Annotated in this window: 18 protein-coding genes; 3 read left to right on the top strand and 15 right to left on the bottom strand. The window is 58.5% G+C overall.

Annotation, left to right across the window (positions count from 1 at the left end; all coding sequences use genetic code 11):
* Window positions 1-639 precede the first annotated feature (639 nt).
* A complete protein-coding gene (locus tag MRBLMR1_RS26930) occupies window positions 640-2,577 on the top strand; it encodes a M23 family metallopeptidase (protein WP_148148272.1) in 1,938 nt (645 codons plus the stop codon).
* A 72-nt stretch (window positions 2,578-2,649) separates the two neighbouring features.
* Here the strand turns inward: MRBLMR1_RS26930 and clpB are convergent, their stop codons facing one another.
* Window positions 2,650-5,250 (bottom strand): ATP-dependent chaperone ClpB, encoded by a 2,601-nt coding sequence (clpB, locus tag MRBLMR1_RS26925; protein ID WP_148148271.1) that lies wholly within the window; start codon window positions 5,248-5,250, stop codon window positions 2,650-2,652.
* Window positions 5,251-5,593: 343 nt separating this feature from the next.
* Here clpB and MRBLMR1_RS26920 point away from each other — a divergent pair, with 343 nt between their 5' ends.
* Window positions 5,594-5,773: a hypothetical protein gene (locus MRBLMR1_RS26920; protein ID WP_148148270.1), complete on the top strand. Its 180-nt coding sequence runs from the start codon at window positions 5,594-5,596 to the stop codon at window positions 5,771-5,773.
* A 118-nt stretch (window positions 5,774-5,891) separates the two neighbouring features.
* Here MRBLMR1_RS26920 and MRBLMR1_RS26915 read toward each other — a convergent pair whose 3' ends face one another.
* The 9 genes from MRBLMR1_RS26915 to MRBLMR1_RS26875 form a co-directional block, all read right to left on the bottom strand.
* On the bottom strand, window positions 5,892-6,107 hold the full coding sequence (locus MRBLMR1_RS26915; RefSeq protein ID WP_500066955.1) for a hypothetical protein: 216 nt from the start codon (window positions 6,105-6,107) through the stop codon (window positions 5,892-5,894).
* A 314-nt stretch (window positions 6,108-6,421) separates the two neighbouring features.
* Complete coding sequence (locus MRBLMR1_RS26910) at window positions 6,422-6,751, bottom strand: FlxA-like family protein (protein WP_148148269.1); 330 nt, start codon at window positions 6,749-6,751, stop codon at window positions 6,422-6,424.
* Window positions 6,752-6,972: 221 nt separating this feature from the next.
* Window positions 6,973-7,938, bottom strand: a complete 966-nt coding sequence (locus tag MRBLMR1_RS26905) for a class 1 fructose-bisphosphatase (protein WP_148148268.1) — start codon at window positions 7,936-7,938, stop codon at window positions 6,973-6,975.
* 295 nt (window positions 7,939-8,233) lie between these two features.
* On the bottom strand, window positions 8,234-9,091 hold the full coding sequence (locus MRBLMR1_RS26900) for a DUF4167 domain-containing protein (protein ID WP_148148267.1): 858 nt from the start codon (window positions 9,089-9,091) through the stop codon (window positions 8,234-8,236).
* A gap of 251 nt (window positions 9,092-9,342) precedes the next feature.
* Window positions 9,343-10,251, bottom strand: a complete 909-nt coding sequence (gene prmC, locus MRBLMR1_RS26895) for a peptide chain release factor N(5)-glutamine methyltransferase (protein WP_148148266.1) — start codon at window positions 10,249-10,251, stop codon at window positions 9,343-9,345.
* A gap of 19 nt (window positions 10,252-10,270) precedes the next feature.
* On the bottom strand, window positions 10,271-11,353 hold the full coding sequence (prfA, locus tag MRBLMR1_RS26890; RefSeq protein ID WP_148148265.1) for a peptide chain release factor 1: 1,083 nt from the start codon (window positions 11,351-11,353) through the stop codon (window positions 10,271-10,273).
* A gap of 157 nt (window positions 11,354-11,510) precedes the next feature.
* Window positions 11,511-13,775 (bottom strand): phosphoenolpyruvate--protein phosphotransferase, encoded by a 2,265-nt coding sequence (gene ptsP, locus MRBLMR1_RS26885; RefSeq protein ID WP_148148278.1) that lies wholly within the window; start codon window positions 13,773-13,775, stop codon window positions 11,511-11,513.
* A gap of 81 nt (window positions 13,776-13,856) precedes the next feature.
* Window positions 13,857-15,134: an aspartate kinase gene (locus MRBLMR1_RS26880; protein ID WP_148148264.1), complete on the bottom strand. Its 1,278-nt coding sequence runs from the start codon at window positions 15,132-15,134 to the stop codon at window positions 13,857-13,859.
* Between the two features lie 258 nt (window positions 15,135-15,392).
* Window positions 15,393-16,268, bottom strand: coding sequence for an SH3 domain-containing protein (locus tag MRBLMR1_RS26875; protein WP_500066954.1), 876 nt, complete (start codon window positions 16,266-16,268; stop codon window positions 15,393-15,395).
* A 392-nt stretch (window positions 16,269-16,660) separates the two neighbouring features.
* Here MRBLMR1_RS26875 and ubiG point away from each other — a divergent pair, with 392 nt between their 5' ends.
* Window positions 16,661-17,407, top strand: a complete 747-nt coding sequence (gene ubiG, locus MRBLMR1_RS26870; protein ID WP_148148263.1) for a bifunctional 2-polyprenyl-6-hydroxyphenol methylase/3-demethylubiquinol 3-O-methyltransferase UbiG — start codon at window positions 16,661-16,663, stop codon at window positions 17,405-17,407.
* Here the strand turns inward: ubiG and MRBLMR1_RS26865 are convergent, their stop codons facing one another.
* The 5 genes from MRBLMR1_RS26865 to MRBLMR1_RS26845 are packed head-to-tail and all read right to left on the bottom strand — an operon-like array spanning window position 17,408 to window position 20,350.
* On the bottom strand, window positions 17,408-17,983 hold the full coding sequence (locus MRBLMR1_RS26865; protein ID WP_148148262.1) for a DUF3291 domain-containing protein: 576 nt from the start codon (window positions 17,981-17,983) through the stop codon (window positions 17,408-17,410). It lies immediately after the preceding gene.
* A 14-nt stretch (window positions 17,984-17,997) separates the two neighbouring features.
* The gene (locus MRBLMR1_RS26860) at window positions 17,998-18,426 is read right to left on the bottom strand and encodes a DUF1178 family protein (RefSeq protein WP_148148261.1); all 429 of its coding nucleotides are present in this window, start codon (window positions 18,424-18,426) and stop codon (window positions 17,998-18,000) included.
* Complete coding sequence (locus MRBLMR1_RS26855) at window positions 18,423-19,289, bottom strand: carbon-nitrogen hydrolase family protein (RefSeq protein ID WP_148148260.1); 867 nt, start codon at window positions 19,287-19,289, stop codon at window positions 18,423-18,425. Before MRBLMR1_RS26855 ends, MRBLMR1_RS26860 begins: the two co-directional genes overlap by 4 nt.
* A gap of 15 nt (window positions 19,290-19,304) precedes the next feature.
* Window positions 19,305-19,559 (bottom strand): glutaredoxin 3, encoded by a 255-nt coding sequence (gene grxC / locus MRBLMR1_RS26850; protein WP_148148259.1) that lies wholly within the window; start codon window positions 19,557-19,559, stop codon window positions 19,305-19,307.
* 47 nt (window positions 19,560-19,606) lie between these two features.
* Window positions 19,607-20,350 (bottom strand): ComF family protein, encoded by a 744-nt coding sequence (locus MRBLMR1_RS26845; RefSeq protein ID WP_500066959.1) that lies wholly within the window; start codon window positions 20,348-20,350, stop codon window positions 19,607-19,609.
* Window positions 20,351-20,369: the final 19 nt, after the last annotated feature.

Here is a 20,369-nt window from a genome sequence, read left to right as displayed (position 1 = left end):
CGTCCCTAAACCCTAAAGCTCAAGAACCGTCCGCGAAAACCCGCCGACCACGTTTCTCTTTCTTCTCATATTCAATTGTCAAATAACCGACGATCCATAACCCGAAAGCCTAAACCGTCACAAAAAACACCAAAACACATCAGTTCTTCGAGACCTAACCGGAGCCCGGTCCCAATCAGCAAATGCCAATCTTTAGTGGTTTTCTTTAGAACGAGAAGCTTCGTCGCTAGCAGCGCCGCCGCCCTCGTCAGTGAGCGGGTTATAGTCCCACACCCAGGAAAACGTCAACAGGCTCAATTCGAAATTTTACAGAAAAATGACAAGTAAATGGATTCATTGCGAAATTTCGATGTTTTTCTGAATTCGGCTGATTTTCACCAACCAGTCCTCTTATATAGGCCGGCCAAATTAGCGGGATGGTGACGCCCCGCCTCAAAACCGCCCCGACAAATTCACAATCCCATGGAAAGAGCGTTACAGGGCATTCGCAATCGTCCTGGGACTTCTCGCCATATGACAGCAGTTCTCGGCGGATTTGACTCATTTCGAGGAAAAGGGCACATGTTTGGCCCAAGGTCCTGCAGGCAGCATCAAGCTGCCTATGGCAATAACGCGTATATAGGGACTGGCTAAGTCGGCATGAACACGGCCCGCAACACGATCCGATCGCTTGGCAACGAACCGCCCATCCTTGCTGATGGTCGCCGCGCGCCGGACAAGCGGGAGATTTCGCTCCGCTGGCTCTCCGGCACGTTCCTGACAGGCATAACCTCTTCTGTATTGATGGGTGTCGCACTTTTTGCAGCACTTGATGGACGCCAGCAGCTGGCCATCCCGGCAGAGGCATCTGCCTCGGTTCCCAGCGACCACGACAACGATTCAGTCCAGCGCGGCAAACGCCTGCTCGGTGGCAAGATCGTCGCGATGCCGACGGATCGCAAGATCATGGAAGTGTCGACGGTGGTCCACGAGGGCAATCGCGAGCTCGTGCGCCGCCGCCCCTTCGCCCATGTGAAGATGAATCTTGCCGCAGACCATGTCGCTCCGGAAGCATATCCGAAATTCGATCCTCTTGCGATCTTCGCCTCGAGCGAAGCACCGCCTCAGCCGGGCAATAGAACCGGCCTGATCTACGGGTCAAACGTCGAATCCGAAGTCAGTCTTCAGACGCTCGCTTTCCCGACATCGGGCAGCACCTACGCTTACGCCGCGCCGATGACGCTTGAGGAAGTAGAGGAAAACGTGCGCTCGAACGGCTCGGTTCTGACCGCCGGCGACGCACAGCTTTCCGCACTCTATTATGTCGATCCGCAACGCTTCTCCACATCCGAAGATGTCGATCTGACATCAGGCCTCAGCGCCCGTGTTGTCGAAGAAAATATGTCGGTGACCGCGCCCGAGCCGATAACACCGCATACGCGAGAATATGCAGACGATATCATTCCCGTGCGCCGGCCCATGTCGATCGCAGAAGCGATGACCCAGGTCGGCTATCCGGAAGGCAAGGCGAAGGAACTCTCCGGATATCTTCAGGCGCGCTTGGGCAGTGACAAGGTTTCCCCTGGCGATGTGATCCGCATTGGCGTGATCCAGGAAGGCCAGATGGTCATGGTCGTCAGGGCCAGCCTCTATCAGCGCGGCCAGCACCGCGTCACCATCGGCCTCGATGACCATAGCCGCTTTGTCGATGCCGAAGAGCCGGCAATGCTGGATGCGGTTGCATCCGCCTTCAGCGACCAGCCGCCCCAGATCATGGCGGGCCGCGACCTGCCAAGCGTCTATGACGGCATTTATCGTGCGGCTCTTTCCTATGGCATGAGCACCGACATGACTGCTCTGCTTGTCAAATTGCTTGCCAGCAATATCGACCTTCAAGCGCAGCTGCGCTCAACCGACAAGATCGAGGCGTTTTTCTCTGTTGCAGACAAAAAGGGACAGGCCTCCAAGGACTCCGAGCTCCTCTATGTCAACGCCCATTTCGGCGATACCGACACGCGCTTCTACCGGTTCCAGAATGCCGACGACGACAATTCGGTCGACTATTTCGACCAGGACGGTCGCAGCATCCGGCAGTTCCTGTTGCGCAGCCCTGTTCCGAACGCCCGCATGACATCCGGTTTCGGCATGCGCAGCCACCCGATCCTCGGGCGCGCGCTCATGCATACCGGCACAGACTGGGCAGCGCCCCGCGGAACACCGATCATCGCCACCGGCAACGGTATTGTCGAAAAGGCAGGATGGGATAGTGGCGGTTACGGCAACCAGACGCTGATCCGCCACGCAAACGGTTACGTCTCCTCCTATAACCACCAGAGCGCAATTGCCCGCGGTGTGCGCGAAGGCGCCAAGGTCACCCAAGGCCAGGTCATCGGTTATGTCGGCTCCACCGGCCAGTCCACCGGCGCCCACCTTCATTACGAACTGATCGTCAACGGCACCAAGGTGGATGCAATGAAGGTGCGTCTTCCCGGCGGAAAATCGCTCGAAGGCACAGCGCTGGCCCGTTTCGAGGATGAGCGCAAACGCATCGATACCTTGCTGAATACGCCGACACCGAGCGAAGTCGCGAGCAAATAGGTCGCTTGAGTTGATAGCTCTGACGAAAAATGGCGGCCGAGGCCGCCATTTTCATGTCCATGATGAAGCGCCTTACGCCGCTTCGCTCATGCTGCCCTTGATGCGGAACAGCAGCCGGTCGGAACCGGAGGTTACCTTGACGGTTGAGCCGTCCGGGATATGACCGCCGAGGATCTGTTCGGCGAGCGGATCCTGCACGAATTTCTGGATGACCCGCTTCAACGGACGCGCGCCATAGACCGGATCATAGCCCTTGTCGGCCAGCCATTCGCGGGCGTCGCCATCGAGTTCCAGCTCGATCTTGCGATCGGCCAGAAGCTTCAGGAGGCGCTGCAACTGGATATCGACGATCGCACCCATCTCTTTCCGCTTCAGGCGGTGGAAGAGAATGATCTCGTCGACGCGGTTCAGGAATTCCGGCCGGAACGACGCACGCACGACGCTCATCACCTGCTCGCGCACGCTTTCCGAATCCTCGTCTTCCCGCAGCGCGGTCAGATATTCGGCGCCGAGGTTCGAAGTCATGATGATCATCGTGTTCTTGAAGTCGACCGTACGTCCCTGCCCGTCCGTCAGACGCCCGTCATCGAGCACCTGCAGAAGAACATTGAACACGTCCGGATGCGCCTTCTCGATCTCGTCGAACAGCACGATCTGGTAAGGTTTGCGCCGTACCGCTTCGGTCAGTGCACCACCCTCTTCGTAACCGACATAACCCGGAGGCGCACCGATCAGCCGCGCGACCGAATGCTTCTCCATGTATTCCGACATGTCGAGGCGCACCATCGCGGTCTCGTCGTCGAACATGAAGCGTGCGAGCGACTTGGTCAGTTCCGTCTTGCCGACACCGGTCGGGCCTAAGAAGATGAACGAGCCGATCGGTCGGTTCGGATCCTGCAGACCTGCCCGCGAACGACGAACGGCACGCGATACGGCCTGAACCGCATCGCCCTGGCCGACAACCGATTTCGCCAGCTCGTCTTCCATCCGCAAAAGCTTGTCGCGCTCGCCTTCCAGCATCTTGTCGACCGGAATGCCGGTCCAGCGGGAAACGACATGCGCGATCGCATCCGGATTGACCACTTCCTGCACCATTGCATTGGTGGTCGTATCCTGTGCTTCGGCCTCGACCAGCCGCTTTTCGAGATCCGGAATGACGCCATAGGTCAGCTCGCCGGCGCGCTGGAACTCGCCCTTTCGCTGGGCGGTCGCCAATTCGTTGCGGGCCTCGTCAAGCTGCCGCTTCAGATCGGCGGCAAGGCCGAGCTTCTGCTTTTCCGCCTGCCAGCGGGCCGTCAGCGCATCGGCTTCTTCTTCAAGAGAGGTGACTTCGCTCTCAAGCCGCTGCAACCGGTCGGCGGAAGCCGTATCGGTTTCCTTCTTCAACGCTTCGCGCTCGATCTTCAGCTGCATGATGCGGCGGTCGAGTTCGTCCAGCTCCTCGGGCTTCGAATCCACCTGCATGCGAAGGCGCGAGGCGGCCTCGTCCATCAGGTCGATCGCCTTGTCCGGCAGGAACCGGTCGGTAATGTAGCGGTTGGAGAGCGTAGCGGCGGCGACAAGCGCCGAGTCAGAGATCCGCACCTTGTGGTGCTGCTCGTACTTCTCCTTCAAGCCGCGCAGGATCGAGATCGTGTCCTCGACCGTCGGCTCGTCGACCATGACGGGCTGGAAACGACGGGCAAGAGCAGGATCCTTTTCCACATGCTTGCGGTATTCATCGAGTGTCGTCGCGCCGACGCAGTGAAGCTCGCCGCGCGCAAGCGCCGGCTTCAACAGGTTCGACGCATCCATGGCGCCATCCGACTTGCCCGCGCCGACCAGCGTATGCATCTCGTCGATGAACAGGATGATATTGCCGTTTTCGGCCTGCACTTCGTTGAGCACGCTCTTCAGCCGCTCTTCGAATTCGCCGCGATATTTAGCACCGGCAATCAGCGCGCCCATGTCGAGCGCCATCAACTGCTTGTCCTTCAGGCTTTCCGGCACGTCGCCATTGACGATACGCAGAGCCAGACCTTCCGCGATCGCCGTTTTGCCGACGCCCGGCTCACCGATCAGCACCGGGTTGTTCTTGGTACGGCGTGATAGAACCTGGATCGTGCGACGGATTTCATCGTCGCGACCGATCACGGGGTCGAGCTTGCCGTCACGCGCATCGGCCGTCAGGTCGCGGGCATATTTCTTCAAGGCGTCGAAACCCTGTTCGGCATTGGCGCTGTCGGCGGTGCGGCCCTTGCGCAGATCATTGATCACCTGGTTCAGCCCCTGCGCCGTCAGCCCCGCCTTCTTCAGGCTGGCCGAGGTCGAAGCGGAACTTTCGATCAGAAGCGCAAGCAGCAGCCGCTCGACGGTGACAAAGCTGTCACCCGCCTTCTTGGCGGCATCTTCGGCAGTGGAAAACACTTTGGCCAGCGGCTGCGAAAGATAGATCTCGCCAGTGCCGCCCGAAACCTTGGGCAGCTTGCCGAGAGCAGCGTCATTGGCGATCCGCGCTTCCTTGGCGTTGCCGCCGGCGCGTTCGATCAGCGACGAAGCCATGCCTTGGTCGTCGTCGAGCAGCACTTTCAAGACATGTTCGGGCGCGAACTGCTGATGTCCGTCGGATAGAGCCTGGGTCTGGGCCGATTGCAGAAAACCGCGCACCCGCTCGGAATATTTCTCGATATTCATTTCATACCTCCAGAAATCGCCCTGCCCTCTATAAAGGCACAGGCCGATGATTGAGATTGAGCTCCCTTCATGAGGCAAGCCCTGCCGCAGGATGCGCTCTCGCAGCCGTTGGCTTCTGCCAAGATATGGGAGCCTTTTTTCCGGTTTTAAAGGAGCATGTTGAAGCTTTTAGCGCTTGTCTAAACAGACGGCATCGCCGCTTGCCCTGCCCGTCTCTGATCACCCCGCCGTGATTCAACGATCAGAAACTCGTGATTGGCCATTTTGTCGCAGGAGGCGCACACCCACATCGTTGTCGAGGCTTTCGGGGGCAGGCTTCGTTGTATCACTAAAGGTAGATCTAATGTCGGAAGACAAAAGCACCCAGCTTATCGGAATATTCAAGACCCTGATCATGGACCACGGCATGCCGCAGGCGATCACGGAGATCACGGACCCAGATTTTCAGGCACTCGCCGCAGCTCATGTCGATGAATTCGATGAGGCACGCGACGAATGCGAAAGCATCCGCACTCTGTTTTGACTTTCACCCGGGCCGGCAGCAAAGTCGGCCTGGGCTCAGGCCCCGAGGCAGAAGCATCGCGATTTTCCATCGCAATCATCCCATCATAGCCTGCAGAAATCGATCATGAGACCGGAGTTCAGATGGATGTCTCTTCTCTGAAGTCCTGCTCTTCTTCTGCAGTCATTGCACGATAGATAGGCCTGCCACTGACAAAGCGCATCATCAGGCAACCGGCGGCATATTCACCGCTGATCAGGCGCCTTCTGCGCAAGAATACAGCCGGTGCCCAATCTGTTGTTTTGTTGGTTATCGATATTGGCCAAACGATGAGATACTTGATCGCGCAAAACATTTATTCGATCTCGAAGATGATCTTGAGACAATAATCATCAAAGTGTCGATTCGTGTAGACGCAATCGAAGAAAAACTGTCGAACAGTCTCTAAAGCATCTCTCCCGAAAGCTGTCGGCTGCTTCCCGATAGAGGTACAAAAACAAAAATCTACGGTACGGCAGGCGAAATTGGAGGATTGCTCCAGAAGAGGCGGATTTTTCTCCGCCACCCCGCATACCGAAAGTCGCAGAGATCCCGTCGAGCTCGAAATTCAACAAAATCTGATTGTGCAACGAGGTCGGCTTGATCCTGCAGTACAAAAGCAATCAGATCTCAGACGTAGAGAACCCGCTCTCCGAACTCTGTTGTCTCGTCGAAATTTCCGGTCCCGAGCCTGCTGCTCTCGCCCGAAAACTTGTCGGCTGGCCGGCTACTTTCGGCAGAAGGCTTTTCTGATGAACTGCTGGATTGTTGCGCGGCCTGCAACTGTTGTTCAAGCGCATCGATCTCCGCCTGAATTTCAGCCTTCTCCTCCGCGTCCTTCGCTTCTTCGAGTTCAGCTTCCTTCGCGGTTATCTGTTTTTCGATTGCAGCCGTACTGCTGCTCGTCGATGATGAAGACAGGAGCGTAGAGGTTGTCGAACTTGTTACGGAACTGATCATGATGAATCTCCGAGTTGAACCGGAATGATTATCGCAGCCATCCGTTAATTTTGGGTACTAAAAAGTACCGATAATTTGCCGCCTAGAGCACGCCTTATTCTCACTCGCTTTTTTGAATTTTTTTAGCGATATGTGGACCGCTCAATCCCCAGCTTGCAGATAAAAAGCCGGGACATCAGTGGATGTCCCGGCTTTTAAAGGTTGAAACGTTCAAGGCACGGTCATTCTGCCGCAGCGGCTTCCACAATACGTTCCCTGTAGGCGGCGCTGATTTTGTCGACCTCGTTCTTTGATCCGAAAATCACCGGCACACGCTGATGCAGTGAAGTGGGTTCGATATCGAGGATCGTACTTGTTCCGATGATTGCGGCACCGCCGGCAGCTTCGACCAGAAGACCGATCGGGTTGGCTTCATAAAGCAGCCGCAGACGACCGCCGGAGGCCGGCTTGTTACGATCGGCCGGATAGAGAAATACCCCGCCGCGATTGAAGATGCGGTGCGTGTCCGCAACCATGGAACCGACCCAGCGCATGTTGTGGCCAGTATCGATCGCCTCTTCGATATAGGATGCAACAGCGTCATCCCAGGATGACCGGCGTGCCGCATTGATGGCGAATTCCTTCGCTTCCGGCACGATCTTCGCATCGGCGCTGGTCATCAAATAAACGCCGTCGGCGTTCAGCGTGAAGATCTGCACACCTTTCCCTACCGTCAGCACCAGTGTCGTCTGCGGTCCATAGGCGGCGTAACCGGCGATCAGCTGGCCACGGCCGTTTTTCAGAATCTCGCCGGAAGTCGAAGCTCTGATCACTGAAAAGATCGTGCCGACGGTGACGTTCACGTCGAGATTGGAGGAACCGTCAAGCGGATCGAAGATCACCGCATATTTGCCGTCGCCATGAATGGCGACTTCGCTATCCAGTTCTTCCGATACTGCGAAGGAAACCGAAGGCGACTTGCGGCAGGCCTCTAGCATGATTTCGTTGGACAGGATGTCGAGCGGCTTTTGCGCCTCGCCCTGCACATTGGTGATTTCCGTGGCACCCGTGAGGCCGTCCAGGGACGATGTTCTGAGCTTGTCCGAAATCTCCCGTGTCGCCTCGGCGATGTTGCGAAGAACAACGACGAGATCGTCGTCCAGCACCGTGCCGTTGCGGGTTTCAAGGTAGGTTTCGAATGTCGTCATGAAATCGCTCCCTGCGGATTTTTTGGAAAAATCGCGGCTCTATGCCGTCGAAAAACCTATCTAGAGCGGAATTTTACGACAACGCAACGAATTTCCGCAGTGCGGTAAGACATTATAATCGTTTAAAAAATCAGGATATGAAGAAAAATCCGGGAACGGTTGCACGCTATCGGCGCAAAACTTGCCATTCAATCGTTTCGATGCGGGCTTTACCCATCAAAGAGCGGATTTTTACCTAAAACGAAAAAATCCGGCCAAAGGCCGGATTTTTCCAACTTGTTTCATGTGATCAGGCTTATTCGCCGGCCACATCCGCCATTTCAGGCGCGGTATCATCGCCCTCTGCAGCTTCAGCACTCTTGCGAGGCTGACGGCGGGGACGCGTGCTTGCGGCACGGCGGCGACGCGGCGCGGCCTCTGCCTGAGCTTCCTCTTCGACGGCGACCTCTGCCGGCGTGCCTTCGATCACCGGCTGCGGGCCCGAACCGTCCTCGACAACCGGTGCCGAAATTTCGGCGGCTTCCGCTACCTGCGATACAACCGCGGCTTTGGCTTCAACAGCCTTCGGCTCGGCAGAACGTTCGCCGCGCTCTGCGCGCTCGCCACGTTCCTGGCGATCGGGGCGACGCTCACGGCGCTCATTGCGGTCACGGCGGTTTTCGCGCGGCTGCTGGTCCTGGCCACCACTGCCCTGCTGGACATTCTGCTCACGACGTTGCTGCGGTTGCTGATCTTCGATCATCGGCTGCGGAGCATAACCCAGATCGTCGCCGTCACCGCCGTCGAGATCGTCCTGGTCGACAGCATTGCCGTCGCGATCCTGGAATTCGCCGCGATCCTGATGCTGGAAGCGATCCTGCATCTGGGCCTGCGCAGCTGCGATTATGCGATTGTAATGCTCTGCGTGCTGCAAATAGTTTTCTGCAATAACACGGTCGCCGGAGCTTTGCGCGTCACGGGCAAGAGTCGCATATTTTTCTGCGATATGCTGGGCAGTACCGCGGATTTTTACATCCGGCCCGGAACTGTCATAAGTCCGGCTGAGCGGGTTTCCGCCCTTGCGCTGGAAGTTGTTGTTACCACCTCCGCCACCGCCGCCGTTATTGTTGCTACCACGCCCTCGACCACGCTTGTTCTGCTGTCCTGGCCTCATTTATCGTTCACCAACTCTCTGTCTTCGCTGATAAGGGGCCACGCGGCTCGCCGGTCAAAGCCGGTACAAGACTTCGCGTGTTACGTACAGGTCGACCAACGCGGCCTGCCGCTTTCAAAGTCAAATTACCTGATTCACGCATCGAGAGTGCTCAACCTCGTCGGCTCTTCGAAAAGAGCGCAATTAAGGATTGACCCGTAACCCGAACGAATCGCTGTTCATTCCCAGCTGCCCCGATGCGTAGCCGCAAACTATCCCGCTTCCTTTGGAATTCCAAGCTTTTTCTTTTGCTTCGCAGCATCAACCACAGACTTGGCAAATATCAATACGCGATCATTCTCGCCGTAGTCTTTACGTGCCAGCAACAGATTGAAACCCTCTGCTTCGAATAGCTCGATCACCGCATGTTTCTGATCAAAACCGATCTCTAGAGCGACGCAACCATCAGCCGCGAGAAACTCCCCGGCCCGGTCTGCAATCTCGCGATAGGCGGTTAATCCGTCAGCCCCGCCGTCCAATGCTGCCATTGGATCGAAGTCGCGGACTTCAGGATCCAGGTCGGGAATGACATCGCTACATATATAGGGCGGATTTGACACGATTATGTCGAAACACCCGTCAATCTTGTCAAACCAGTGGCTTTCCACCGCCTGGAACCGCTGATCCAGACCAAGACGTCGCGCATTCTCCGCCGCCGTGTTCAACGCATCGACGGAAATATCGCTACCGATCCCAGTTGCTGATGGTAGACCATTCAGCAATGCCAGAATGATCGCGCCCGTGCCTGTTCCTATATCGAGAATGCGGATGCCTCTGTCGCCCGCAAACTGCCGGGCCTCATCGAGAACACTATCCACCAGAACTTCCGTATCCGGTCTTGGTTCCAGAGTTTCCTTCGAAAGAAGGAAATCCAGCCCGTGAAATTCTCGTTTACCTAATATGCGATGCACCGGCTCCCGTTTCAAGCGGCGGGCGACCGCATCTTCTATTTTGGCAACCGAGGCGGCATCGATCTCGCGATCGCCACCAACGAAGACCTCAGTCGAGGAAAGCTCCAGTAGTCCGCCGATCAGAATCCGCGCCTCGATCGCCGCATCGGCAAAACCGGCTGCCGAAAACCGGGCTCTCGCATCGGCGACGACTTCGCCCAGTGTGGTCATCGGCCCGACATCCCCTTGGTCACCCCTGCTGCTCGCCAAGCGACGCCAGCTGCCCCGCCTGATAATCGGCGATCAGCGCATCAACCACTTCGTCGATTTCACCCATCATCATCCGGTCGAGCTTGTAGAGCGTCAGGTTGATGCGATGGTCAGTGACACGGCCCTGCGGGAAATTATAGGTGCGGATACGCTCCGAACGGTCGCCGGAGCCGACCTGGCTCTTGCGGTCTGCAGAGCGTTCGCTGTCCACTCTCTGCCGTTCCATGTCATAGAGACGCGAGCGCAGGACCTGCATCGCCTTGGCGCGGTTCTGATGCTGCGATTTTTCCGCGCTCACAACGATGATCCCGGTCGGCAGGTGGGTGATACGCACAGCACTATCCGTCGTGTTGACGTGCTGCCCGCCGGCGCCCGATGCACGCATCGTATCGATGCGGATGTCCTCCGGACGGATTTCCACGTCGACCTCTTCTGCCTCGGGAAGGACCGCAACTGTTGCCGCAGACGTGTGAATGCGCCCCTGCGTTTCGGTATCCGGCACACGCTGCACCCGGTGCACGCCGCTTTCGAATTTCAACTTGGAAAACACGCCGCGTCCGGTCACGGTCGCGATGATTTCGCGATAACCGCCCGCTTCGCCTTCACTGGCCGAAAGCACTTCCACCTTCCAGCCATGCGCACTGGCATAACGCTCGTACATGCGAAACAGGTCGCCGGCAAAAAGTGCCGCCTCGTTGCCCCCGGTACCGGCACGAATTTCAAGAATAGCGCTCTTCTCGTCGGCCGCGTCCTTCGGCAGGAGCAGGATCTGCATATCCTTTTCCAGCGCCTCGATCCGCTCCTCCGCGTCCGGAAGCTCCATCTCGGCCAGCTCCCGCATCTCGCGATCCGTGCCCTTGTCGTAAAGCATCGCCCTCAGATCGGCGATCTCAGCGATGGTCTTCTCATATTCACGGATCTTGGCAACAACGGGCTGCAGCTCGGAATATTCCGAAGCCAGCTTCACATAGACATCGGCGGCCGGGCCTTCCGACATACGCGCCTCGATCTCGCCAAAACGGCGTTCCAGCTCGCGCATCTTTTCGACAGGAAGCTTAGCCAATTAGAGAACTCCAGATATGCCGCTCGTTATCTTCGCCCTCGGGTTTAACCCGAGGGTGTCCCGAGAATCTATCCACGTCGAGAGGTCAGCAGATCCTCGGGACAAGCCCGAGGATGACGGTGAGCACATAGCTCGACCAATAGGCCCCATTCAAGGCCTACAGTGGAATGTTATTCGCTTCCGCGAACTTCAACAGCAGCTCCCGGATCGGTTCCTGCGAGCGAATGTCGTCCAGCGCCGCATTCATTTCCGCTTCGAGCTGGCCCGCATCGAGACCAAGCAGCATCGCCTTGACCGGACCGATCGAGGTCGCCGCCATCGAGACCGAGCGGAAACCGACGCCGATCAGCGCCATGGCGGAAAGCGGCTTGCCGGCCATTTCGCCGCAAAGCGTCACCAGCGTCCGGTTACGCTCGCCGGCCCGCGCAATATCGCGCAGCATCCTGAGAAACGGTTTTCCGAGAATGTCGAAGCGTTCAGAAACTCGTGCATTGCCGCGGTCGGCCGCCATCGAGAACTGGAAGAGATCGTTCGACCCGACGGAAACAAAATCAACTTCCGCCATAAGCTCGTCGAGCTGCCACATCAGCGCCGGCACTTCCAGCATCGCACCGAACTGCAGCTTGCGCGGCAGCGTGTGGCCAAACTTGGAGAGATACTGCACTTCCTTTTGCAACAGGTCGCGCACCGCACGGATTTCCGAAACCTCGGTCACCATCGGGATCATCATCCGCAGTTCGGCACCGGCAGAAGCCTTCAGAAGCGCGCGGAGTTGGGTGCGCAATAGACCGGGCCGGTCGAGCGCAAGCCGGATCGCCCGCCATCCCAGCGCCGGGTTTTCCTCTTCCTGGGCGCGGAAATAGGAAACGACCTTGTCGCCGCCGATATCAAGCGTTCGGAAAGTCACCGGACGCCCCGCCGCCTGCTTGATCACACTGCGATAAAAGGCTTCCTGCTCTTCCAGCTTGGGCATGGTCGAGGCGATCATGAACTGGAGCTCGGTGCGGAAAAGCCCGATACCCTGCGCGCCGGATTCGGCCAGCTGCGGCAGATCCACCAGCAGGCCGGCATTCATGTTGAGGCTGATATGCCGCCCGTCCCGGGTCAGCGACTCGACGGACCTGAGCGCCCGGAACTGCTCCTGCCGCTTGGCGCGCAGGCGAACCTTTTCCTCATAAGCGTTCTGCAGATCCGGCATCGGCCGCACATGCACCTGCCCGTCGTCTCCATCGATGATGATCGCGTCGCCGTTTTCGGCAAGCGCCACCAGACCCACAGCCTGTCCGACGACAGGAATGCCCATGGCGCGCGCGACGATCACCACATGGCTGGTCACCGCACCGTCTTCCAGCACCAGACCGCGAAGATTGGCGCGCGGATAATCCAGCAGCTCAGCCGCACCCATGGCGCGCGCAAGCACGATGGAATCGGACGGCAGCTCGTCCATGCTGCGCCCGGAATAGCCGGTGAGCTGGCGCAACAGCCGGTTCGCCAGATCGTCGAAATCATGCATCCGCTCACGCAGATACGAATCCGTCATGCGCATCATCCGCGCCTTGGTATCGCTCTGCACCTTCTCGACGGCCGCTTCCGCCGTCAGACCGTTATGGATCGCCTCTTCCATGCGGCGCACCCAGCCCTGGTCATGGGCAAACATGCGGTAGGTCTCGAGCACCTCGCGATGCTCGCCTTCCTGCGCCACGTCGCGGCGCGACAGCATGTCGTCGATCGAGATGCGCAGCGAGCCGAGCGCTTCGGCAAGCCGGATGATTTCCTTTTCGGAATCCTCGTTCAGAAGATTGGTCACGACGATGCGGTGCTCGTGCAGCACCACATGTCCGAGCCCGATACCTTCGTTGTAACCATTGCCCTGGATCGTCACCGCGCGGGTAAGATCGAGCTCCAGCCCCGGCGCGGTGATCTTCTTGAGGTCGCCGGTGGCGATCATCTCGGCGATCACCATCGCGGTGGTCTCAAGCGCCTCGACCTCGTCCTCGCGGTAGTTGCGACTCGCCTTGTTCTGCACGACCAGAACGCCGAGCGTGCGCCCGGCCCTCAGGATCGGCACGCCGAGGAAGGAATGGTAGATCTCTTCGCCGGTTTCCGGCAGGTAGCGGAATGCCGGATGCGCCTGGGCATCAGAAAGGTTTAACGGCTGGGCGGATGCGGCAATCGTACCGACGAGACCCTGTCCCATCTGCAGCTGAGAAAGGTGGACAGCTTCTTTGTTCAGGCCTTCGGTCGCGTAAAGCTCCAGAACGCCATCGGAGCGCAGTACATAGGCCGAGCAGACTTCGGCCACCATGTTGCTGGCAATCTGGCTGACGATCCGATCAAGGCGTTCCTGCGGATCCAGCGGTTCGGCCATCAGTTCGCGCAGGCGCTTCAACAAAACGCGCGGACCGGCCGACAGGTCTCTAATCGGCATAATGCTCCCCTTACAGCCCAACCATCGCCGACCCGGCGACGACGCACCGAAAGGAGCATCATGCCGGATTAGACATTATTCGCTTTTATCGAGACCGTAGGAGGAATGCAAAGTCCGAACCGCAAGTTCCGAATATGCACCGTCGATAAGAATGGAAATCTTGATTTCCGAGGTCGTGATCGCTTTGATGTTGATCGATTTTTCGGCAAGTGCCCGGAAAGCCTGCGCCGCGACGCCGGCATGGCTGCGCATGCCGATACCGATGACCGATACCTTTGCGAGACCTGATTCGGTCTGCACGACATCGAAGCCGATCTTTTCCTTGTTGGCTTCCAGAACGCTCATCGCCTTCTGCACGTCGCCCGAAGGCACGGTGAAGGTCATGTCGGTCTTGGAACCGTCCTCGGAAATGTTCTGGACGATCATGTCGACATTGATATGGGCTTCCGCGAGCGGCCCGAAGATCGCAGCCGATACGCCCGGACGGTCGGACAGACGACGCAACGAAATCTGCGCTTCATCCTTGGCATAAGCGATGCCGGTGACGACTTCCTGTTCCACGATTTCTTCCTCGTCGCAAATCAAAGTACCGGGCGGGTTCAAGAAGTCTCCCATGCCCGGTGCATCGGGATCTTCAAAGCTGGAGCGCACAAAGGTGCGGACCTTGTGGACCATGGCAAGCTCGACCGAGCGCACCTGCAGCACCTTCGAGCCGAGAGACGCCATTTCGAGCATTTCCTCGAACGAAACCTTCTTCATCCGGCGAGCCTTGGGCACGATGCGCGGATCGGTCGTGTAGACGCCATCGACGTCCGTATAGATATCGCAGCGATCAGCCTTGACGGCAGCGGCAATCGCCACGGCGGACGTGTCGGAGCCACCACGGCCGAGCGTCGCGATCCGGTTGTCCGGACCTATCCCCTGGAAACCGGCAACAACAGCAACCTGGCCCTCGCCCATCCGCTTGATGATGTCGGAACCGTCAATCTCCATGATGCGTGCAGCACCGTGTGCGTTGTCGGTGCGGATCGGGATCTGCCAGCCCTGCCAGGAACGTGCATTGACGCCCATCGACTGCAGCGCGATCGCCAGGATACCGGATGTCACCTGCTCGCCGGAAGCAACGACCGCATCATATTCGCGCGCGTCGTAGAATGGTGAATTGGCGCCTGCCACTTTCGGCATGTCCTGAACCCAGCCAACCAGTTCGTTGGTCTTGCCGGACATGGCGGAGACGACGACGGCCACTTCGTGCCCTGCATCGACTTCACGTTTCACATGGCGTGCGACATTGTGAATGCGTTCGAGATTGGCGACGGACGTGCCGCCGAACTTCATGACGATGCGAGCCATACGACGAAAACCACCAACTCGCCCTCGGCCAAGCCGGGGCGTCTATTTGCTAACGCTGGATATCCCGGCGGCTGCCTGAATATCGAGTTGGGGTCTCTTAGCGAAAAGGGGGGACGCACGCAATGGCCGGATTATGGGCAAACAGTACGGCTGTCATAAAACTGAAGAAGCGGTCATCATACGCAAATGGCAGTCGATAAGAACAAGGGGCCGCTTGCGCGACCCCCTGCCGATCTGTCGTCGATCTGTTCGAAATCGTCAGTTGCAATTTGGCCCGACGACGCAGTTCTGGTTACGCTGCGGACGCTGCTGTTCCTCGCGCTGCGGGCGTTCACGGTCTCGCTCGCGGGCTCTTTCGCGATCACGATCGCGATCTCTGTCCCGCTCGCGCGCCTGATCCCGTTCACGGGCCTGATCCCGTTCTCTTTCACGGGCACGATCCCTATCCCTGTCACGATCACGCTCTCTCTCGCGGTCGCGATCCCAACCGGGAGGCGGGCGCCGATCGTTGCCGTCAAAGCGCGGCCGGTCACGGTCCCTGTCACGGGCCTGATCTCTGTCACGATTTCGGTCACGTTCCCACCGGTCGCGATCACGGGACTGATCCCAGCGATCCCGATCACGGGATTGGTCCCAGCGATCGCGATCACGGTCGCGATCCCAGCCCGGAGGCGGACGGCGACCATCATCCCAGCGCGGCGGGGGCGGAAGTGGACGCTGTGCACGCCAGTTGTAATCCCGCCAGCGATCACGCTCCCGATAGAAATTGCGGTCGCGGTAATAGGTGCCCCAATAATTGTCCACGTCGAACGTGACGGATGGGATGCCGAGACCGCCGTAGTAATCCGGCGCCACATAAACGCGGTTCGAGCGATAGGATGCCTGCACGTAATTGCCCGACACCCAGCCACGTCCACCGGCAAAGGAGACGTCGCACCAATTGACCGAGCTCATGCAGCCGTTGATCGTCACGGGCGCGCCGTAAGGAATAACGGTAACCGCCGGATAACCGGTACTGGGGCCGGACCGCATATTGACGTTTGCGGTGGCGTAACCGCGCACCGCCGCCTCGGCGATTGCGGGCGCCACCAGGAGCGTGCAGAAAGCCGCAGCACTCATCAGGAACTTTTTCACGGGCTTCCTCCTGAGGAATTTATCGACACGGACATTGTTCCGTATCGAGTTTTTATCGCCATAAAATGTCGACTGGCCCCAATTGTTCCAGCATCCGCCTGAATAGGTCATGAATGACCTATTGGGCATTCATTAAGCGTCATGGACGCTTGCAGCACATAGGAATAGTAGCCTGCCGCAATGGAGTGAAATCAGTGATCTGGATAGAAGTCCACGATATCATGCTCGCGGCGTTGGAAGCGAGCCTCGGCTGTCGACTACACCAACTGGCATACGTGGCGAGGTCTGCTTCGCAGAGCATTGGCGGCCAACATCGGGAAAGCCCATCAACCTCTTGACTTCATCGTCTCAACGTCCGACTTCAACACGCAAACGCGAAGGATGATGAGACGATGACGGAAGCAGCCAGAACGACGGTCGACAAGGATCAGGTCGAGATGTTCTCGAAAATGGCTGCCGAATGGTGGAGCCCCACCGGAAAATTCCGCCCTTTGCACAAGTTCAATCCGGTTCGCCTTGCCTATATCCGCGAACGCATCTGCCAGAATTTCGGCCGTGACCCGAAGGCACATCGCCCCCTGGAAGGTCTGCGCATCCTCGATATCGGCTGCGGTGGCGGCCTTCTGTCCGAACCGGTTGCCCGCATGGGCGCAACCGTCATAGGAGCCGACCCGTCGGAGAAGAATATCGGCATCGCCTCGACCCACGCGCAGGAAACCGGCACGCAGATCGATTACCGTGCCGTCACCGCCGAGGATCTTGCCCAGGCGGGAGAAACATTCGACGTCATCCTCAACATGGAAGTCGTCGAACATGTTGCCGATGTGAACCTGTTCCTCACCACCTGCGCCTCCATGGTGCGCCCCGGCGGTCTGATGTTCATGGCGACGATCAACCGCACGCTGAAGGCCCGCGCACTCGCGATCTTCGCCGCCGAAAACGTCCTGCGCTGGCTGCCCCGCGGCACGCATCAATATGAAAAGCTGGTTCGCCCGGAAGAGATCGAGCGGCCGCTCCAGACCTCCGGTCTGCACATCATTCACCGCACAGGCGTCTTCTTCAATCCACTGCAGGATCGCTGGAATCTCTCGCCCGACATGGACGTAAACTACATGCTGCTGGCAAAGCGCAAGGGCTGATCAGGATTTCTGCACAAGCACGTGTGCCATCAGATCCTTGTGTCTTTCCGCATTGAGCGCAGCCAGTTCGCGCACCCGTGCACGGTCGATGGATATCCGCTCACCATCCGGTCCATAGGGATCTTTGAAATTGAAACTGTCCGGTCCAGTCCCATGGTCGTGCAGACGCTCGAAACGCTCCACGCCGTCAGACCAATTTGGCCGGCTATCCGTCCACCACAGGACAAGTGCAGGCCAGCGCCGCTCCACCTGCCATTTTCGGCCATGTTTCAACGCGTCGGCATGGACGCCGGAATAGGAAAACGCCGTCAGCGATTCCAGATCCGCCCACATCGACAGAGAGGAGGGCGCGGTCTCAAAACCGCTCCCCTTTATGAAACGCGGAAAAACCTGCTGCCCCCAGCTCTCCGGACCAATCTCGCCATCATAGCCGGAACGCCCGATAAACCCTTCCGCAGTTTCGGCGGCAAGAAAATTGGCAGGCTCCCGCAAGCGAAAACCCTCAATTTCGGGGCTGTCATAAGGAGCGACGAAAAGGCCGAAATTGTAGATCGCCAGTTTCGCCGCGCTGGTCATCTCAGTTGGCCATATCAGTTCGTATCGTCCGTAAAATCGGGTAGCGGCGCGACTTCTATCCCCTCGTCGATCAGGTCACGCACTTCGTCGGCACTCGCTTGTCCGATGATGCCGCGAGCATCCGCCTCGCCATAATGAATCTTGCGCGCCTCTTCGGGAAACTTCTCCCCCACATCCTCGGAATTGGCGCGAATATTGGCGACAGCTTCGCGAAGCTTGACCATTGCTTCCTGCCGGGCGAGATCCATCGCCATCTGCTTCTTGGCTTCCTTTTTCCGTGCGGTGGAAACGGAAGGCGCCATCAACGACTTGGAAATCGAACCCGAATTGCAGATCGGACAGGTCAGAAAGCCGCTCTCCACCTGCCGGTCGAAATCGGCACTCTCGGAAAACCAGCCTTCAAAGGTATGTGCGTTGTCGCAGCACAGCGAATATTTGATCACACTGCCACCCCACCGGCACCCCGGTCGGCATCCGGGCCGGTAACATCCTCCAGCACGAACTCGCGTGCATTCTTCAGATTAGGCACCTTTTTGCGAGTAATCACAACGCTGTCCAGGTCGAGATCGGCAACGAGCACCTCCTCACCCGCATCGCCACCTCGTGCGAGGATTTTGCCCCAGGGGTCGATGATGAGTGAATTGCCATAGGTCTCCCGGCCGTCCTCGTGCACCCCGGCCTGCGCTGCCGCAATCAGGAAAGCGCCGTTCTCGATGGCCCGAGCCCGTAGCAGGATCTCCCAATGCGCCTCGCCCGTCTGTCGCGTGAAGGAAGCCGGCACCGTCAGGATCGTCGCTCCGGCGACAGCCTGGGCGCGGAACAGCTGAGGGAACCGCAAGTCGTAACAGATCGACATGCCGAGCTTTGCGAAAGGCAGCTCCACCACCTTGGAGACACCGCCCGGCTCATACGCAGAGCTCTCCCGCCAGCTCTCGCCATTGTCGAGATCCACATCGAACATATGGATCTTGTCATAGGTCGTGATCAGGCGGCCATCCGGCGCAAAAAGAAAACTGCGGTTGGCGATCTTGCCATCATCGCGAGCAATTGCCGTCGAACCCACATGCAGGAAGATGCCGAGCTCTGCTGCAAGCCCGCGCGCTGCCGCCACGATGATGTCATCCGCCTCGCCGCGCAGGACCTCGCGGGCAGCCTTGCGGTCCCGCTGCAGCATACCGGTCATCTCCGGCGTCTGGACGTAAGTCGCCCCGCGCGCCGCCGCATCCCGAACCAGCCGGGACATGTCGGCCGCGTTCTTGACCGGATCGACACCGGAACACATCTGGACTGCAGCGACCTTGATCATCGTCTAAACGTCCTGTTACGCAAGCATCGAGTCCAGCTTGCCTTGACGATCAAGCGCATGCAGATCATCGCAGCCGCCGACATGTTCGCCATTGATGAAGACCTGCGGAAAGGTCGACCGACCATTCGACTTGGCGATCATTTCGGCGCGAAGCTCCTGGCTATAGGTCGCATCATGCTCGACGAAATCGACGCCCTTTGATTGGAGCAGAGCTTTCGCACGTGAGCAATAACCGCAATATTCGCGGGTGTAGATGGTAACATCCGTCATGATAATCTCCGGGCGCGCTGGGAGGAATACGCGCCGACTGTTGTCTCTCATATAGTTTCGGCCAGTGCCATTGCAAAGGTCAAAACACTGACTTCGGCGGCGCCCGCCTTCTTCAACGCGCGTGTCGCAGCGGTAACTGTTGCCCCGGTCGTGTAGACATCGTCGACAAGCACGATGTGTTTGCCGAACACCTCGGCCTCCCGTCCCTCGGCGACGGCGAAAGCCGCCCGGACATTGTCTTCGCGAGCCCGCGCAGTCAGCCCTACCTGTCGCTTCGTTCTCTTCGTCCGCACAAGCGCCGCCGGCAGATAGGGCTTCCCCGTCGATCTTGCGAGATGCCGCGCAAGCTCAGCTGACTGGTTGAACTTCCGGAGCGCAAAACGCGTCCGGTGCAAAGGCACCGGCAGGATTGCATCGCAGCAACGGAGGCAATCGCCCCCCGCGCGCTCCATCCATCCCGCCATGATTGGCGCAAGATCACCTCGGTCCCTATATTTGAGCCCATGAACCATGTTGCGCGCGGTACGATCGAAGACAGTGGCTGCGCGCAGGCGATCGAAAACCGGAGGATGTGCGATAGCTTGAGCCGAGAGCATGCCTGGCCCTGGATCATAGGAAAACGGCAGGCCGAGTATGTCGCAATAGGGCCTCTCGATGAAGCGGACCTCACGCCAGCAGGAGGCGCAGACTGCCCCATGACGCCCCGTCAGAACGCCGCAACCGAGGCATACCGGAGGGTACACGACATCGGCGATCCGCTGCAGACAGGCCGAAGCGGATTGCGAAAGCATTTTCACGAGACTATTGGCC

Source organism: Neorhizobium sp. LMR1-1-1.1, from assembly GCF_040675795.1.
GTDB classification, from domain to species: domain Bacteria; phylum Pseudomonadota; class Alphaproteobacteria; order Rhizobiales; family Rhizobiaceae; genus Neorhizobium; species Neorhizobium cellulosilyticum.
Note: the sequence above shows the minus strand (reverse complement) of the source record. Positions and strands in the feature narration are given on the sequence as shown.